10 protein-coding genes are annotated in these 14,139 nt (G+C 71.7%); 5 read left to right on the top strand and 5 right to left on the bottom strand.

Translation table 11 applies throughout. From position 1 onward, the window contains the following. The first annotated feature begins 30 nt into the window (after window positions 1-30). Together U742_RS0105040 and U742_RS0105045 are read left to right on the top strand one after the other, a co-directional pair. Window positions 31-423 carry a DUF952 domain-containing protein gene (locus tag U742_RS0105040; protein WP_029350672.1) on the top strand — a complete coding sequence of 131 codons (393 nt, stop codon included), beginning with the start codon at window positions 31-33 and terminating at the stop codon, window positions 421-423. Beyond that, entirely contained in the window at window positions 420-1,496 is a 1,077-nt protein-coding gene (locus U742_RS0105045; protein WP_029350675.1) for a quinone-dependent dihydroorotate dehydrogenase, read from the top strand. The genes U742_RS0105040 and U742_RS0105045 overlap by 4 nt, the downstream gene beginning before the upstream one ends. On the opposite strand, the gene U742_RS0105050 is transcribed toward U742_RS0105045, so the two are convergent. The 4 genes from U742_RS0105050 to U742_RS0105065 are packed head-to-tail and all read right to left on the bottom strand — an operon-like array spanning window position 1,493 to window position 5,843. Then, window positions 1,493-2,821, bottom strand: a complete 1,329-nt coding sequence (locus tag U742_RS0105050) for an MATE family efflux transporter (protein ID WP_029350677.1) — start codon at window positions 2,819-2,821, stop codon at window positions 1,493-1,495. The genes U742_RS0105045 and U742_RS0105050 overlap by 4 nt on opposite strands. Window positions 2,822-2,825: 4 nt before the next feature. After that, window positions 2,826-3,095, bottom strand: coding sequence for a DUF6460 domain-containing protein (locus tag U742_RS0105055; protein ID WP_029350679.1), 270 nt, complete (start codon window positions 3,093-3,095; stop codon window positions 2,826-2,828). Between the two features lie 31 nt (window positions 3,096-3,126). Then, the gene (locus U742_RS0105060) at window positions 3,127-4,791 is read right to left on the bottom strand and encodes a cisplatin damage response ATP-dependent DNA ligase (protein WP_029350681.1); all 1,665 of its coding nucleotides are present in this window, start codon (window positions 4,789-4,791) and stop codon (window positions 3,127-3,129) included. Further along, the gene (locus U742_RS0105065; protein ID WP_029350683.1) at window positions 4,788-5,843 is read right to left on the bottom strand and encodes a ligase-associated DNA damage response exonuclease; all 1,056 of its coding nucleotides are present in this window, start codon (window positions 5,841-5,843) and stop codon (window positions 4,788-4,790) included. Before U742_RS0105065 ends, U742_RS0105060 begins: the two co-directional genes overlap by 4 nt. A 63-nt stretch (window positions 5,844-5,906) precedes the next feature. Between U742_RS0105065 and U742_RS0105070 the strand changes: the two genes are divergently transcribed. The 3 genes from U742_RS0105070 (at window position 5,907) to pdeM (ending at window position 10,246) form a co-directional block, all read left to right on the top strand. After that, on the top strand, window positions 5,907-6,845 hold the full coding sequence (locus tag U742_RS0105070) for a class I SAM-dependent DNA methyltransferase (RefSeq protein WP_029350685.1): 939 nt from the start codon (window positions 5,907-5,909) through the stop codon (window positions 6,843-6,845). A gap of 157 nt (window positions 6,846-7,002) precedes the next feature. After that, the gene (locus tag U742_RS0105075) at window positions 7,003-9,543 is read left to right on the top strand and encodes a ligase-associated DNA damage response DEXH box helicase (protein ID WP_051660869.1); all 2,541 of its coding nucleotides are present in this window, start codon (window positions 7,003-7,005) and stop codon (window positions 9,541-9,543) included. After that, entirely contained in the window at window positions 9,512-10,246 is a 735-nt protein-coding gene (pdeM, locus tag U742_RS0105080) for a ligase-associated DNA damage response endonuclease PdeM (RefSeq protein WP_038360432.1), read from the top strand. Before U742_RS0105075 ends, pdeM begins: the two co-directional genes overlap by 32 nt. Window positions 10,247-10,405: 159 nt before the next feature. On the opposite strand, the gene U742_RS0105085 is transcribed toward pdeM, so the two are convergent. Then, complete coding sequence (locus U742_RS0105085) at window positions 10,406-13,840, bottom strand: tetratricopeptide repeat protein (protein WP_197028174.1); 3,435 nt, start codon at window positions 13,838-13,840, stop codon at window positions 10,406-10,408. Between the last annotated feature and the right edge of the window lie 299 nt (window positions 13,841-14,139).

Consider the following 14,139-nt stretch of genomic DNA (forward strand, 5'->3'; position numbering starts at 1 on the left):
CTGATCGGGAAATGCTCTAGTGCTCCGCGCATGAGCACGCATCCGCATCCGGCCGTCGTCTACAAGATTTGCCCGCTCGCGCTCTGGCGGGCGGCGGAAGCCGAAGGGCGTTTCACCGGCGCGCCGGTCGATGTCGCCGATGGCTACATCCATTTCTCCACCGCCGCGCAGGTGAAGGAGACGGCGCGCCGGCATTTTCGCGGGCAGGACGATCTCCTGCTGATCGCCATCGACACGGTGAAGCTCGATCCGGTCGCCCTGCGCTGGGAAGTCTCGCGCGGCGGCGATCTGTTCCCGCACCTTTATTCCGATCTGCCGCTCGACAGCGTCGTCTGCATCCGCCCGCTGCCGCTCGGGCCGGACGGCGTCCATGTCTTTCCCGAACTGCCCTTCGCGGAGACGTCATCCCCGGAGCCGTCATGAGCGCGCTGCTCGACCTCGCGCTTCCCTTCGCGCGGCTGCTCGATCCCGAGACCGCGCACCGCCTTAGCATACGCGCGCTGGCCTGCCTGCCGCCTCGGCCGGCTCCGGCGGAAGATGCGCGCCTCGCGGTCGCGGCGTTCGGGCTCACCTTTCCGAATCCGGTTGGCCTCGCCGCCGGCTTCGACAAGGAGGCCGAGGTGCCCGACGCCATCCTCGGCGCCGACTTCGGCTTCGCGGAGGTCGGCACCATCACTCCGCGCCCGCAGCCCGGCAATCCGCGCCCGCGCAATTTCCGCCTCGCGGAAGATCGCGCGGTGATCAACCGCTACGGCTTCAACAGCGGCGGCCATGGCCCGGCCCGCGCGCGTCTCGCCGCCCGAAAGGGCCGGCCGGGCATCGTCGGGGTGAATGTCGGGGCGAACAAGGATTCGACCGACCGCGCCGCCGACTATGTGGCCGGCGTCAAAGCATTCGCCGGCCTCGCCAGCTACTTCACCGCGAACGTCTCCTCCCCCAACACGCCCGGCCTGCGCGACCTGCAGGAGGAGCGGGCGCTCGACGATCTGCTGGCCCGCGTGCTCGACGCGCGCGACAGGGCGGCGCCCGGCGTGCCGGTGCTCCTGAAGATCGCTCCCGATCTTGCCCTCGCGCATCTCGATGCGGTGGTCGGCGTTGCCCGGAGGCGGCAGATCGACGGCATGATCGTCTCCAACACCACAATCGGCCGGCCGGCGACCCTGCGCTCGCCGCACCGCACTGAATCCGGCGGCCTGTCCGGCCGACCGCTCTTCGCGCTCTCGACCCGCATGCTCGCCGAGACCTTCCTGCGGGTGGAAGGTGCCTTCCCGCTCGTCGGCGTCGGCGGCATCGACAGCGCGGAGACCGCGATTGCCAAGATCGAGGCCGGCGCGACGCTGGTGCAGCTCTATTCCGCACTGGTCTATGAGGGGCTCGGCCTCGTGCCGCGCATCAAGGCGGGTCTTCTCGCGCGGCTGGAGCGGGAAAGCACCACGCTCGCCTCGCTCATCGGCCGCGCCGCCGCGCGCCTTGCCGCCGAGCCGTTCCCGGCCTAGCCGAAGGTCTGGCGCATCAGCGCCGGCATGCGCAGCGCCAGGAACAGGCCGCGCCCGGCCATGAAGGCGAGATAGGCGCACCACAGGCCGAGATTGCCGAGCGGCAGCGTCAGCCACCAGACGATGAAGAAGGTGGCGACCGCCGGGATCATCAGGTTGCGCATGTCGCGCGACCAGGTCGAGCCGGCATAGATGCCGTCATAGGAGAAGGCCGCGACCCCGAGCAGCGGCGTCAGCGCGGCGAGCGGCAGGAAATGCCGCGCCACCTCCCGCACCGCCGGGTTGGCGGTGAGCACGTCGACCAGCGCGCCGCCTCCCGCCAGCAGGAGCAGCGTCGAGGGCAGGGCGAAACCGAAACCCCAGGCCAGCACCATGCGGACCGCGCGGCGGAAGCCGGTCCGGTCCCGCGCGCCGACGCTCTGGCCGCAGATCTGCTCGGCGGCGGTCGAGAAGCCGTCGAGGAAGAAGGCGGTCACCATCACCACGTTGTAGAGCACGGCATTGGCGGCGAGCGTGACATCGTCGGCGCGCGCGCCCTGCGCGGTGAAGAACAGCAGCACGCCCATCAACAGGCCGGTGCGGATCATGATGTCGCTGTTGACCGCCACCGTCTCGACGATCTTGGCGCGGTCGAGGACGGTGCGCCACGGCACGCGCCACTCCCGCCCCAGCAGCCGCGCCGCGATGGCGAGCCCGGCCAGCGTGCCGGCCGCCTCCGCCGCGAGATTGGCGAGCGCCGCGCCGGCGATGCCGAGGTCCCAATGCAGCACCAGGGCCAGCGTCAGCACGGCGTTCACCGCCGCGATCAGCACCTGCAGCCCGAGCCCGAGATCGGTGCGGGCGATGCCGACCAGCCAACCCAGCACGGCGAAATTGCCGATGGCGAAGGGGGCGGAGAGAATGCGGATCGAGAAATAGAGCGAGGCGGCCTCGCTCACCCCCGGGCTCGCGGCCATGGCAGCAAAGGCGAAGCGCGCGACCGGCACATGCACGGCGATGAGGCCGAGCCCGATCGCCGCCGCGATGGCCAGCGCGCGGAACAGCACGGCGCGGATCTCGATGCGGTCGTCGCGCCCCAGCGCCTGCGCGGTCAGCCCCGCCGTGCCCATGCGCAACGAGCCGAACACCCAGAAGGCGAAATCGAACAGCAGCGCGCCGACCGCCACCGCCCCGAGCAGCACCGCGTCGCCCAGCCGCCCCACCGCGCCGGTGGCGACGAGGCCGAGCAGCGGCGTCGTCATCTGCGCCAGCGTCGCCGGCAGCGCGATGGCGAGGAAGCGGCCATGCGTGACGCCGATGCGCCCGCCGGCGGCAGCGATGCTCATGGGTCTATCGGTTGCCGCGGGCGAAACGCAGGATGAGCCACAGCGGGATCACGATCACCGCGCCGAGCAGGAAATAGCGCCACAGCCGCTCGATCGCCTCGAAGGAGAAGCTGAACAGGTTGCGCACCAGCCGTTCCAGGCTCTGCAGGATGTTCAGCGGATCGAGGCCGAGCGCGCTCAGGATCACCCCGACCACCACCGACAGGATGACCAGCCGGATGAGCACCCAGGCGGGCGAGCCGCCCATGAAGCGGGTGAGCTGATTGTCGGACATGACGGCATGCACTCCAGTGGCGTCGGGGGCCTCATCTAGCACGCCGCGCCGCCGGCCGGGAGGCGTCTTCCGGCGCACCCAGCATGCGTTCCAGCGTCTCCAACCGGTCGGCCTCGCCCGGCGGCTTGTCCCAGCGCAGCCGGGCGATGCGCGGAAAGCGCATGGCGAGGCCGGAGCGGTGCCGGGTCGAGCGCGCCAGCCCCTCGAAGGCGACCTCCATCACGAGGCCTTCCTCCGGCGTGTGCGTCACCTCCCGCACCGGGCCGAAGCGGTTGACGGTGTTGCGCCGCACGAAGCGGTCGATCTCGGCGAGCTCGGCGTCGGTGAAGCCGAAATAGGCCTTGCCGACCGGCACCAGCTCGCCGTCCGGCGCCCAGACGCCGAAGGTGTAGTCGGAATAGAAGGAGGAGCGCTTGCCGTGCCCGCGCTGGGCATACATCAGCACGGCGTCGACCGTGTGCGGGTCGCGCTTCCACTTCCACCACGGTCCCTTCGGCCGGCCCGGTAGATAGGGGCTGTCGGCGCGCTTCAGCATCACCCCTTCTACCGCCTCGGCATCGGCGCCCGCGCCATGCGAGGCCGGGTCGGCGCGCGCGGCCGCCAGCTCCTCCCAGCTTGCGAAAGGCACCAGCGGCGACAGGTCGAAGCGCATGCCCGGATGCGCGGCGGCCAGCGCCTCCAGCCGCGCGCGCCGCGTGGTGAAGGGCAGGTCGCGCAGATCCTCGCCGGCCTCGATCAGCAGATCGTAGGCGCGGATATGCGCGGGGAACTCGGCGATCAGCTTCGGCGACACCGCCTTGCGGTTCAGCCGCTGCTGCAGGACGTTGAAGGACTGCACCCGCCCCTCGCGCAGGATCAGCAACTCGCCGTCCAGCGCGCCGTCGAAGCCGAGCGCCTCGGCGAGGTCGGGGAAGGCGGGCGAGATGTCCTCGCCGGTGCGGCTGTAGAGCCGCGTGACGTGCCGCCCGTCAGCGCCGGCCGCGCGCACCGCCTGCACGCGGATGCCGTCCCATTTCCATTCGGCGCGGAAATCGGCCGGGTCGAGCGCGGCGAAATCGGCGTCCTCGATGGCGTGCGCCAGCATCACCGGGCGGAACGGCGCCGGATCGTCGGTCTGCGGGCGCTCACCGCGCCCCTCCGCCCAGGCGAACAGCTCCTCATAGGGGGGCGCGAGGCCCGGCCACACCAGTTCCACCTCGTCGGGGGTGAGTGTGCCGAGCGATGCCACCGCCGTCTTGGCGAGCCGCGCCGAGACGCCAATGCGCAGCGAGCCGGTGATCAGCTTCAAGAGCGCCCAGCGCCCGGTTTCGTCCAGCCGGTCGAGCAGCGAGGCCAGCACCGCCGGCAATTCGCTGCGCCCCATGGTCGAAAAGGCGTCGACGATGACCGAGAGGGGCGGCGCAGCCATGTCGTTGCGCCCATGCGGCGCTGGCCACATCAGCGCGACCGTCTCCGAGAGGTCGCCGACATAATCGTAGGAGAGCGCGAACAGCACGGGATCGGTGCGCTCAGCGATCAGCTCGCGGATCAACCCGGCCTTGGCGTGGCGGAAGGTCAGCGCTCCGGTCATGGCGGCGAGCGCCCAGCCGCGCTCGGGGTCCGGCTCATGGCGGAAATAGTCGGCGATCAGCCGGATCTTGCCGTTGCGGCGCGGCTCATAGGCGAGGCGGTCGAGCAAAGCGGCGAAGCGGTTCATACGAGCCGCTCCGGAGCCGAAGGCTCGACTGCTACGTCTGCGCCTGTCTCCGCCTCCTCCTCGCCATAGCCGACCATGTGCAGCGGTCGGGCGCGCAGACCCGCGAGCAGCGCCCAGTGCACCAGCGCGTCCTCCTGGCCGTGTGTGACCCAGAGCTCGGAGCATCCGGTCGCCAGCACGGCGTCCTGAAGGTCGTCCCAGTCGGCATGGTCGGAGATGATCAGCGGCAGCTCGACGCCATGCTGGCGGGCCCGCGCGCGGATGCGCATCCAGCCCGAGGCAAAGGCGGTGACCGGGTCGGGGAATTTGCGCGCCCAGAGGTCGGTCATCGCGCTCGGCGGGCAGACGATGATAGCGCCGGCGAGATCGGCGGGCTTGGCCTCGCGGGCGAGCCGCACCTCGCCGAGCGCGATGCCCTGTGCCGCGTAATAGGCGGTGAGCCGCTCCATCGCGCCATGCACATAGATCGGCCGCTCGTGGCCGCCGGCGCGGGCGAGCGCGATCACCCGCTGCGCCTTGCCGAGCGCATAGGCGCCGACGAGATGCGCCCGCTCCGGGAACAGCGCGAGCGAATCGAGGAGCTTGCGCGTCTCTTCCGCCGGATCGGGATGGCGGAACACCGGCAGGCCGAAGGTCGCTTCCGAGATGAAGACGTCGCAGGCGACCGGCTCGAACGGCGCGCAGGTCGGGTCAGTGCCGGGCTTATAGTCGCCCGAGACGACGATGCGGCAGCCCTTATAGTCCAGCGCCACCTGCGCCGAGCCGAGGATATGGCCGGCCGGATGCAGCGTCACGCCGACGCCGTTCACCTCGATCCGCTCGCCATAGGGGAGCGCCTGCGTCGAACCCGCGAAGTCGTCGCCATAGCGGATCGCCATGATGTCGAGCGTCTCGCGCGTCGCCAGCACCGCGCCGTGGCCGGCGCGCGCGTGGTCCGAATGCCCGTGGGTGACGATGGCGCGCTTGACCGGCCGGGTCGGGTCGACATGAAAGTCGCCCACCGGCGAATAGAGCCCCTGAGGGGTGGAATGAAGCAGCTCTTCCGGGCGCATGTGACACGAGATATAGGGCCTGCGCGATAATGCGCGAGACGGGAAGAGGGTCGCGGACCAAGAATGAGCACGGGCCCTTTGCATCTGTCCTCCGGCGACCCGGCCATCGACCGCCGGCTCGAATGGGCGCGGGCACTGCTGGACGAGGGCAACGCCGCCGATGCCGTCGAACTGCTCGCCGAGGCGGTGAAGCGCGCGCCGCAATTCCTTTCCGGCTGGTTCCTGCTCGGCGAAGCGCGTGAGGCGATGGACGATCGGGCTGGCGCCGCCGCCGCCTATGAGCGGGCGCTGGCGCTCGATGGAGAGGATCGCCTCGGCGCCGGCGCGCGGCTTGCCCGGCTCGGCCAGCAGACCGGCATCGGGGGCAGGGCGGGACTCGGCGCCGGCTATGTGCGTACCCTGTTCGACCAATATGCCGCGCGCTTCGACGATGCGCTCGCCCGGCTCGGCTATCGCGGCCCGGAGCTGGTCGCCGGCGCGCTGGAGGCGGTCTGCGCGGCGCAAGGCCGCCCGTTCCACTTCGAGGCTGGCCTCGATCTCGGCTGCGGCACCGGCCTCGTCGGCGTGGCGCTCGCATCTCAAGTCGAGCGGCTGGAGGGGGTGGACCTCTCGCCCAACATGGTGGCGCTGGCGCAGGCGCGCGGCGTCTATGCGGCGCTGGAGGCCGGCGACATGGTGGATTTCCTCCGGGCGCGGGAGGGCGGCGTGGCCGATCTCGTCGTTGCGGGGGATGCTTTCTGCTATCTCGACGCGCTGGATCCGATCCTCACTGAAAGCCACCGCGTGCTGCGCGCCGGCGGGCTCGTCGCCTTCACCGTCGAGACCCATGGCGGCGAGGGCGTGATCCTGCGCGACACGCTCCGCTACGCTCATGGCGAAGCCTATGTGCGGGAGGCACTGGCCGAAGCCGGCCTCGCGCTTCGCCTGTGCGAGGCGCAATCGACCCGCATGGAAAAGAACGCGCCGGTGCCCGGCCTCATCGTGGTGGCGGAGAAGAGCTGAGCGTCATCCCGGCCGAAGCGCCATGGGCGCGCAGAGCCGGGATCGCGCGCCGACATTACTGGCCGATCCCGGATCGCCGCGGGGGCGGCGTCCGGGATGACGGCTCTCTCCGGCCACGACCCTCGCAATTCGCGCGCGACGCATTAGCTTCTCGCGGGTGTCCAGCAACGCACTCCTAACCGACGATCCACTTGCGCACGACCTGCCGCCGCGCTTCCGCGACTGGTTCGCCGCGCGCGGCTGGGCGCCGCGCCGGCATCAGCTCGAACTGCTGGAACGGGCGCGGGCGGGACGCTCGACATTGCTCATCGCTCCGACCGGCGCCGGCAAGACGCTGGCCGGCTTCCTGCCGACGCTGGTCGAGCTGTCGCGCACCCGCAACGAGCGGCGCTCCCTGCACACGCTCTACATCTCGCCGCTGAAGGCGCTGGCCGTCGACGTCGCGCGCAATCTGGAGCGTCCCGCCGCCGAGATGAACCTGCCGGTGCGCATCGAAACCCGCACCGGCGACACGCCGGCCTCGCGCCGCCAGCGCCAGCGCCGCGACCCGCCGGACATATTGCTCACCACGCCGGAGCAGATCGCGCTGCTGCTGGCCTCCGCCGATGCCGAGCATCTATTCAAGGGTCTGAGGCGCATCGTGCTCGACGAGCTGCACGCGCTGGCCGGCTCGAAGCGCGGTGATCTTCTCTCGCTCGGCCTCTCCCGCCTGCGCCGCATCGCGCCGGAGGTCCAGACGGTCGGCCTCTCCGCGACGGTGGCGGACCCGGACACGCTGCGCCGCTGGCTGGTGCCGCAGGACGGTACCGAGGAGGCGCTGGGCGATGTGGTGATCGCCGATCCCGGCGCGGCGCCCGATCTCTCCATGCTCGACAGCGCCGAGCGCCTGCCCTGGGCCGGGCACACGGCGCGCCATGCGCTCGGCGACATCTACCGGATGATCGGCGAGAACACGACGACGCTGGTCTTCGTCAACACCCGCATGCAGGCCGAGCTGCTGTTCCAGGAGCTGTGGAAGATCAACGACGACAACCTCCCCATCGCGCTGCACCACGGCTCGCTCGACGTCGGCCAGCGCCGGCGGGTCGAGGCGGCGATGGCGGAAGGGCGGCTGAAGGGCGTGGTCTGCACCTCCTCGCTCGACCTCGGCATCGACTGGGGGGCGGTCGACCTCGTCATCAATGTCGGCGCACCGAAGGGTTCCTCGCGCCTGATGCAGCGTATCGGCCGCGCCAATCACCGGCTCGACGAGCCCTCGCGGGCGGTGCTGGTGCCGGCGAACCGCTTCGAGGTGCTGGAATGCCGTGCCGCGCTGGAGGCGGTCGAGGCGGGGGCGCAGGATTCGAAAGTGGAGCGCTCCGGCGCGCTCGACGTGCTGGCCCAGCACGTGCTCGGCATGGCCTGCGCCGCGCCGTTCGCGGCCGACGATCTCTATCGCGAGGTCATCACCGCCGAGCCCTATGCGCAGCTCCCGCGCGCCGATTTCGACGATGTGGTCGATTTCGTCGCCACCGGCGGCTACGCGCTGCGCGCCTATGAGCGCTTCGCCCACATCCGCCGCATGAAGGACGGCCGCTGGCGGGTCACCAACCCCTTCGTCGCGCAGCAATATCGGCTGAACGTCGGCACCATCGTCGAGGCCACCATGCTGAAGGTCCGCCTCGTGAAGGCGGGCAAAGGCGGGCGCCCGCGCTTCGGCGGCCGGATGCTGGGCGAGGTGGAGGAATATTTCGTCGAGACCATGAGCCCCGGCGACACCTTCGTCTTCGCCGGCGAGGTGCTGGAATATCAGGCCATCGTCGAGGACGAGGTCTATGTCTCGCGCACCGCCTCGAACGACCCGAAGGTGCCGTCCTATGCCGGCGGCAAGTTCCCGCTCTCGACCTTCCTCGCTGCCGGCGTGCGCGCCATGCTGGCCTCGCCGGAGCGCTGGAAGAGCCTGCCCGGGCAGGTCGAGGACTGGCTCGCCATGCAGCGCCGCCGCTCGCGCCTGCCCGGCCGGGAGGACCTGCTGGTCGAGACCTTCCCGCGCGGCGGGCGCTACTACATGGTCGCCTATCCCTTCGAGGGGCGGCTCGCCCACCAGACGCTCGGCATGCTGCTCACCCGCCGGCTGGAGCGCGCCCGCCTGCGTCCGCTCGGCTTCGTCGCCAACGACTATGCGATTGCGGTCTATGGCATTTCCGACCTGTCGCTGGCGATCCGCCAGGGCCGGCTCTCGCTCGACGCGCTGTTCGATTCGGACATGCTGGGCGACGACCTGGAGGCGTGGCTCGCCGAATCCGCCCTGATGAAGCGCACCTTCCGGCAATGCGCCGTCATCGCCGGGCTGATCGAGCGCCGCTTCCCCGGCAAGGAGAAGAATTCCCGCCAGGTGACGATGTCGAGCGATCTCGTCTATGACGTGCTGCGCTCGCACGAGCCGGATCACGTGCTGCTGCGCGCCGCGCGGGCGGATGCGGCGACCGGCCTCTTGGACATTCGCCGGCTCTCCGACATGCTGATGCGCATCCGCGGGCGAATCGACCATGTCGCCCTCGACGGCGTCTCGCCGCTGGCGGTGCCGGCGATGCTGGAGATCGGCCGCGAGGCGGTGGCCGGCGAGGCGGCGGAGGCGCTGCTCGCCGAGGCCGAGGCGGAGCTGGTCAGGGAGGCCATGGGGTCAGGTGGAAGCGACGGAGGCCGGACAGTACATTGACGCCGACGAGATCGGCCTCGCCGGCGCGCGCCTCCTGCTCGACGCCGCCGGCGCCCTGTTCTGGCCCGCCGAGCGCATGCTGATCGTCGCCGACCTGCATCTGGAGAAGGGCTCCGCCTTCGCCGCGCGCGGCGTGCCGCTGCCGCCCTATGACAGCCGGACGACGCTCGCGCTGCTCGCCCGCCTCGTCGCGCGCTGGCGTCCGCGCACCGTGGTTGCGCTGGGCGACAGTCTGCACGACCGCGGCGCCGGCACCCGGCTGGGGAGCGAGGAGCGCGCGGCGCTGTCCGATCTCGGGCGCGGGCGGGAGATCGTCTGGGTCGCCGGCAACCATGACCCCGACCCGGTGCCGGAGCTCGGCGGTATGCACATGCACGAAGTCACGGTCGGCCCGCTGGTGCTGCGGCACGAGCCGGCCCCGCGCGGCGGGGAATGCGGTGCCGGCCGGCAAGCTCATGGTGAGATCGCCGGCCATTTCCATCCTGTCGCCCGCATCGTGCGGCGCGGGCGCGGCATCCGCCGCCGCTGCTTCGCCACCGACGGCATGCGCCTCGTGCTGCCGGCGCTCGGCGCCTATGCCGGCGGACTGAACGTGCGTGATCCCGCGCTGGCGGGCCTGTTCGCCGGGGCGTTCAACGCGCACCTCGTCGGCGCCGCCCGCACCTATCGCCTGCCGCACCACGTCTGCCTGCCGGATTGGTAGGGCCGGCTTTCGGCGTCGATCCGATCGTCTGTCAGCGAAGGGTTCGGCCAAAGACCATCTGTTTCAGCCCACCGTCCGCGCGCCTTGGGACGAACGTCCCGAAATGCAAATGGCCGGGTCATACCCGGCCATTGCGAAGCTGCGCGAAGGGACGTCGCCTCACGTCTTGGCGCCGGCCTTCTTCTTGGCGGCGGGGGCGTCGGGGCGGTCCCAGTCGGGATTGGCCAGCGCCACATTGGCGCGGTCGTCGCTCACCACCGGCATCCAGGTCTGCACCGCGAAGCGGATCGCCACCAGCGCCTTCTGGTCGAGCCGCGCGGCGATCTCGTCGCGCTTGCGCGCGGCGTCGCCGTCGCCCTGGCTGGCGGCCAGCGCGAACCATTTCCAGCTTTCCGCGAGGTCGGCCGAGACGCCGAGCCCGCGGGCATAGAGCACGCCGAGATTGTACTGGCTGTCGCGCAGGCCGCGCTCGGCCGCCTTGCGGAACCAGCCGGAAGCCGCCCGGTAGTCGGGCTGGCCGTCGACGCCCTCGGCGAGCAGCACGGCGAGATTGTGCATGGCGCGGATGTTGCCGGCCTCCGCCGCCCTCTCATAGAGCTGGCGGGCGCGCTCGACATTGCGCGGCAGCCCGTCGGCGCCGTTCTCGAGCAGCGCGGCGAGGCGGTACATGGCCGGGATCGAGCCCTTCGCCATCGCGAACTCGAACCAGCGGGCGGCGAGCGCCGGGCTCTGCGAGGGACCGCGCCCTTCCGCGAGCCGCGCGCCGACCTCGTAGGCGGCCGCCGGATCGCCGGCCACCGCCGCCGAGCGCAGGGCCGGGCCGCCGACGCTCGCCGGCAGATCGGCCGGCGGCGTGGTCGAGGAGGAGGACGAGGAACCGGGCGCCGAAATCGGCGCGGGGGCCGGTGTCGCGGCAGTGCCGGCGGGGGCGCCGATCGAGCCGGTGATGTCGGCGGCCGAGCCGGACGGATCGCCGCTCGCGCTCATGCCGGGCGCCAGCGGCTGCTCGGCGCCGACCACGCCGGAGGAGGGCACGTTCGGCACCGGGCCGGCCATGCTCGGCGACGGCGTCGGGCTGATCGAGGAATTGCCGGGCGCCTTGGTGGTCTCGCTCGCGGGCGTGGCCGCCGGCTTGGCCGTGCCGCCCAGCATGCGGGCGAGCTGGCCGTCGCGCATCGAGCCGGCGATCTGCCACGAGCCGAGCGCCAGCGCGGCGCCGCACACGCCGACCAGCAGCGTGACCCGGCTGCGCGGCGAGAGCAGGCGCTTGAGGCGCGAGCCCTTGCCCTTGGCGCTGGCCTCGCTGGTCTCCGGCTTGGCGGTGCCCTGCGCGGCGCGGCGGGCGGCGGCGATGAAGGCGGTGCGGCTCGGCACCTGCGCCTCGTCCTCCGTCTCGATCGGGGGCGCGCCATCGTCGGCGAGCGGCGAATCGAGGCGGCTTCCGCGCATCGGCGAGCCGGAGCCCGGCTCCAGCGGGAAGTCGTCCGGCAGCTCCGGCTCCTGCGGCACCGGCCGGTCGGCGGCGGAGATCGCCGGCGCGGCGGGCGCTTCCGCCTCCGGCTCGTCGATCAGCTCGAAGCCCGGCGCGGGCTCGAACGGCGCGTGATAGGCGCGCGCGGCATCGTCCTCGGCCGGCGTCGGCGCCTGGCCCAGCGCCTCCAGCGAGGCGATGCGCTCGACCATGCGCCCGAGCGTCTCGTTGACCGCCTCCAGCGTGTCGTAGGTGCGACGCTCGGTGGTGTCCTGCCGCGCCTCGAGATCGGCGAGGCCGCGCGTGATCGAGGCGACGCCCTCGCCCGGCGCGCCGGTGCCGGCGAATTCGGCGGCGGCGGCGCGGGCGCGCTCCTCGGCGGCGCTGATGGCGCTGGCGCGCGTCTCCTCGATCTGCACGAACAGGTCGCCGAGCGCCCGCTCGATGCCGGCGAGCTGGGTGAAGCGGCTGTCGGTGGCCTCGATCTTCTCGGCGATGCCGGCGACCTGCCGGCTGAGCGCCTCGATGGAACCGTCGCCGACGCCGCGCGGCATTATCCGCGCGATGCGCTCGACGAGGCCGTCGAACATCGCCTCCATGCCCTTCGGCGCGGCGTCGGCGGCGTCGGTGACGGCGACCTGCAGCTCGCCGAGGCGGCGGAGGATGTCGTTCGCCGGCGCCGGATCGGCCGGTTGGCGCAGCGTCGCGACGAGGCGGTCGCCGAGCGCGTCGAGCCGGTTCTCCAGCGCCGCGACGACCTCGCGCACCATCGGTTCGGGATCGGCGACCTGGTTGATCCGCTCAACCAGCAGCCCGACCTGTTCGGCCAGCATGCGGACCGCGTCGTTCGACAGCGCGCGGCCGAGCAGTTCGCGGATTTCCCCGGTCTGCGCCTGCAGGCGGGCGATGGTGGCGCCGTCGACCGTCTTGGCGCTGACCACGTCCAGCTTGCGCGACAGCGTCTCGACCTTGTCGACCAGTACCGCCGGGCTCTCCGGGGGGGTGAGCTCGCGCATGGTGTCGCGCAGCTCGGCGAGGCCGCGCACGATCTCGCCATTGACGCCGTCATCCTGCGAGAGGCGCTCGGTGAGCAGGCTGATGGCGCGCTCCAGTTCGGTGACGGCGCTGCGGGGGGCGAGCTCGCCGAGCGAACGCTTCATCTCGTCGAGATCGCGGCGCAGCGCGGTGACCGTCTCGCCCATCGGGGCGGCGCGGCGCAGCTCCTGCATCTGGTCGGAAATGATGTTGAGCTGGCGCTCCAGCCCGGAAAAGTCGAGCGAGGGCTCGCGGATCCGCTCCGCGGCCGGCGGCGGCGGCGCCACGCTGGCGGATGCCATGGCGGGAGGCGACACGAAGGGCGCCGCGGCGCGCGCCTCCGGGGCGGCGGCCGGGCCGGGCTGCGGACGCGCCGAGGCCGCCGCGAGATCGAGGCTGCGCTGGCGGGCGGCGATCTCCGCCACCACCGCGTCGAGCGGCGGCGGCGCGATCGGGCTGTGGCGCGGCTCGGGCGCCTTGGCCGCTGCCGGCTGGGGCGCGGGAGTGCGCGCCGCCTCGGGGGCGGCGACGCGCTCCAGCTTCTTGTTCAACGCCTCGACGGTGCGGGCGATGTCGCTGACGCGCCGGTCGAAGGTATCGGCCGGGCGCTGCTCGGCCCGCTTCTCGACGGTGAGCGCGTCGAGCCGGTCGTTCAGCCGGCGGATGGTGTCGTCGAGATGCGTCGCGGCTGCCGCCGTGCCCTTGTCGGGGTCCTGCAGCAGCTTGCCGATTCGCCCGTTCAGCGCGTCGAGCGCGGTGATCAGGTCGTCGCCGCGCGCCGAGACGGCGCGGCTGCCGCGATGCGGCGGCGGCGGCTCGCTGCTGGCCAGCCGGTCGATCTCGCCGGCGAGGTCCTGGACCTTGCGCTGCAGGTCGCCGACCATGCCGCTGCTGCTGCTCGTTCCGCCCGCCCGTGCAGGCGTCGCCGCGGCCGCTGGCGGCTGGGGCGAGTCGCGATAGGCGGCGCCGAGCAATGTCGTCCTGAGCCACTCATTGAGGGGGACGCCGGCCTCGCGTGCGGCTTCGCGCATCGCGGTCCACGCCTCGGCATCCACCTGTTCCGCATTGGATGGCGCGCCTTGCCTCACCTTCGTCTCCGTTGCGGTGGGCGCTGCGTCGGTTGTGGAAAGAATCACCGACGCAACGCGAAGTGGCTAATGAATGAACAGACTTTTGCTTTTCTTGGTAAACGCCGCGTTAACGAACTACCGCCGGTTAACCATGGCCGGAGCCGCCAGCGCCCTGCGTCGGGCTCGATCCGCACCCGCGGCGAGCGCGTTGGACGGCGGGCAGGCACTTAGCGGGGGCGGCGTCGGGGTGGCGCCACGGCTGAGGTAATCCGATACAAATAATTATATTTCAATAACTTGAACGCATTACGCAGCGT

Origin of the sequence: Allobosea sp. 117 (assembly GCF_000702305.1) — a bacterium.
Taxonomy (GTDB): domain Bacteria; phylum Pseudomonadota; class Alphaproteobacteria; order Rhizobiales; family Xanthobacteraceae; genus Ancylobacter.